Source organism: Bacteroides sp. CAG:189, from assembly GCF_000432295.1.
GTDB lineage: Bacteria > Bacteroidota > Bacteroidia > Bacteroidales > Bacteroidaceae > Bacteroides > Bacteroides salyersiae.
This window is the reverse complement of sequence record NZ_HF991101.1, coordinates 35733-38728: the sequence shown is the minus strand read 5'-3', so window position 1 is coordinate 38728 and position 2996 is coordinate 35733. Positions and strand designations below refer to the sequence as shown.

At 43.3% G+C, this 2996-nt stretch carries 2 protein-coding genes and 1 pseudogene; all 3 read right to left on the bottom strand.

The window, feature by feature from the left end:
- Positions 1-224: pseudogene (locus tag QVP90_RS14065) on the bottom strand (hypothetical protein); the annotation flags it as partial.
- A gap of 42 nt (positions 225-266) precedes the next feature.
- Positions 267-968, bottom strand: a complete 702-nt coding sequence (locus QVP90_RS14060; RefSeq protein ID WP_005925051.1) for a Crp/Fnr family transcriptional regulator — start codon at positions 966-968, stop codon at positions 267-269.
- Positions 969-1206: 238 nt separating this feature from the next.
- A partial coding sequence (locus QVP90_RS14055) for a glutamine synthetase III family protein (protein WP_288204580.1) occupies positions 1207-2996 on the bottom strand: 1790 nt, incomplete at its 5' end.

Here is a 2996-nt window from a genome sequence, read left to right as displayed (position 1 = left end):
TTAGCCAGTCGGTTGATAAGACTGTCGGCAATCGATTGTACTTCCGGTGAGCAACCGGTCGTAATGACCTTTACTTTTTTATTCAAATCAAACCGTCCCTGTTGGGGGACCATCTGATTGGGCAACGGAACGACGTTGTACTCGTTCACGATTTCTTTTGAATCCTTGCATCCGGGGGTGATGAACAGGAGAGACAAAAGAAAGAAGGAAAATCCTTTTTTCATGGTACTAAATGTGTGTTAAGTTATATAATTGAGATAAAAAAATTATCCTATTTTGCTGATCTTCTTCAGCTTTTCTTCATCAATGATTTTTATTTTCCTTCCGTCGATTGTGATAAGGCGTTCAGTTGCAAAGTTTGATAAGGTGCGGATAGCATTGGAGGTCGTCATGTTGGAGAGGTTTGCCAAGTCTTCCCGTGAGAGGTAAATGCTTAAGGTAGATCCGTCTTCTTCAAGCCCGTAACTTTCTTTGAGGAACAAGAGAGATTCTGCCAATCTGCCGCGAATATGTTTTTGGGTCAGGTTTACCGTCCGTTCATCTGCAATTCCTAAATCAACAGAGAGCTGACGGATAAAAAACATAGCTAAGTCATTGTTTTGAGTAACTAAAGTCATGATAGCACTCATTGGCACCAATCCCACGAGAGATGGTTCGAAAGCTGCTGCAGCGGTTACAAAATCTTCTTTGGCAAAAAAAGCACGATAAGCAAAATATTCGGTCGGCTTCATCATGCGTATAATCTGGCTGCGTCCTCCGACTCCTTCCTTATATATTTTCACTTTTCCGCTAAGGAGACACATTAGATGGGTAGGCGTTTCACCTTCGCAATAAATAACTTCGTTCTTCTTATAATTTTGTAGAGTAAAATTGTTCGCCAGGAACTCTCTTTGTTCGTTATTCAAAGGAGCCCACATATCGGAAAGTTTTTCCGCGATATCTATGTCTGACAAGTTTGTCTTTACCATAAGTGCTGCAAAACTGTGTTATAAAGCACAAATGTAGAAAGAAAAAATGAGAAAAAGAACAAAATGAAAAAAAGATTGCACACAAGTGGATTTTGTGTGTCGAAATGCGGATGGCAGGAGTGTATACTTTCACATGGCGAAAGTATATATTCTTGTATCATAAAAGTGTATACTTTTCATGAATGGAAGTATACACTTTTATAAAGGGGGCGATAGGTTCCGCTCCGCTATATGGCTGTTATTTAGTGAATAATAATTCCCTGTATTTGGGCAGAGGCCATATTTCATCATCGATTTCCATTTCCAGATGATCGATATGATCGCGGATATTATCCAGATAAGGCCGTACGGTTTCCTCATAGGCAAATGCCTTTTCCTGGAAATTATCTTTATGATTGGCCACTTTGCGGGCTTCTGTCATGTCTCTGACTAATACCTTGATGGCAGTGACGCGGCGTGAAATTTCTCTGATGAGTTCTTTACGGTCGGCACTCATGATTTCATATTCTTCCGGAGGGAATATTTCTTTCAGTCCTCTTAAATTCTCCAATAAGCGGTTTTGATAGATTACGGCAATCGGAACGATGTGGTTGATGGCCAGATCGCCCAATACGCGGCTTTCTATCTGAACTTTCATGGTGTATTTCTCCAGCTCTACTTCCAGACGGCAGGCCAGTTCCGTTTCGTTGAAAATACGTTCGCCTATCAATACCGATTTGGATTGGTTATCCATGTAATGCATCAACGCTTCAGGCACATGGCAGATATTGCTCAATCCACGGCGGGCTGCTTCTTGTTTCCATTCTTCCGAATAGCCGTCACCTTCGAAACGGATCGGTTCGGAAGCAATGATCGTTTCTTTCAGCAAACGGAAAATGGCTTCGTCCTTGCCGACTCCTTCTTCCATCAGTTTTTCGACAGAAGCACGGAATTCGTTCAACTGATTGGCCATGGCGGCATTGATGGCGATCATGGCGGCAGCACAGTTGGAAGAGGAACCTGCAGCACGGAATTCAAAACGGTTTCCTGTGAAAGCGAACGGGGAAGTACGGTTTCTGTCTGTGGTGTCCAGTAAAATTTCCGGAATGCGCCCTATGCCTAATTTTAATGTTGTTTTTTCTTCCGGTGTCATTTTGCTGCTTCCTACCTGGCGTACTATTTCGTCCAAAGTGGCAGAGAGCTGTTTGCCCAGGAAAATAGAAAGAATAGCGGGAGGAGCTTCATTAGCACCCAAACGATGACTGTTGCCGGCGCTCATGATAGAAGCACGTAGCAAATCTTGATTTTTGTAAACCATCATTAATACGTTTACCAGGAAAGTGAGGAAAAGCATATTACCTTTCGGATTCTTTCCCGGGGCAAAAAGATTAATGCCGGTGTCGGTACAGAGCGACCAGTTATTGTGTTTCCCCGATCCATTTACTCCGCTATATGGTTTCTCGTGTAGCAATACGGCAAAGTTATGTTTACGGGCAATGCGCTTCATCAAATCCATAACGAGTTGGTTATGGTCGTTGGCGAGGTTGGCGTTTTCAAAAATAGGAGCTAATTCAAATTGATTGGGAGCAACTTCATTGTGACGGGTTTTTACCGGAATTCCCAGTTTATGGCACTCTATTTCCAGCTCTTTCATAAATGCAGTGACGCGGGGGGGGATAGAACCGAAATAATGATCTTCCAACTGCTGGTCTTTGGCCGAAGAGTGCCCCATCAGCGTACGTCCCGTCAGGCAAAGATCCGGACGTGCATTATATAAAGAGGAGTCGACAAGAAAATACTCCTGTTCCCATCCTAAGTTGGTGAATACGCGGGTTACGTTTTTATCGAACAACTGACACACTTCGGTTGCTGCTTTATCAACGGCTGCGAGTGCTTTCAGCAAAGGTGTTTTATAATCTAATGCTTCGCCGGTATAAGAGATGAAAATAGTAGGGATACACAAGGTGGTGTCTACTACGAAAGCCGGTGAAGAGACGTCCCAAGCAGTATATCCGCGTGCTTCGAACGTGTTGCGGATACCTCCGTTAG

Coding starts and splice junctions, on each gene's coding strand:
- QVP90_RS14060 (WP_005925051.1), bottom strand. CDS start 968: ATGGTAAAGACAAACTTGTCAGACATAGATATCGCGGAAAAACTTTCC.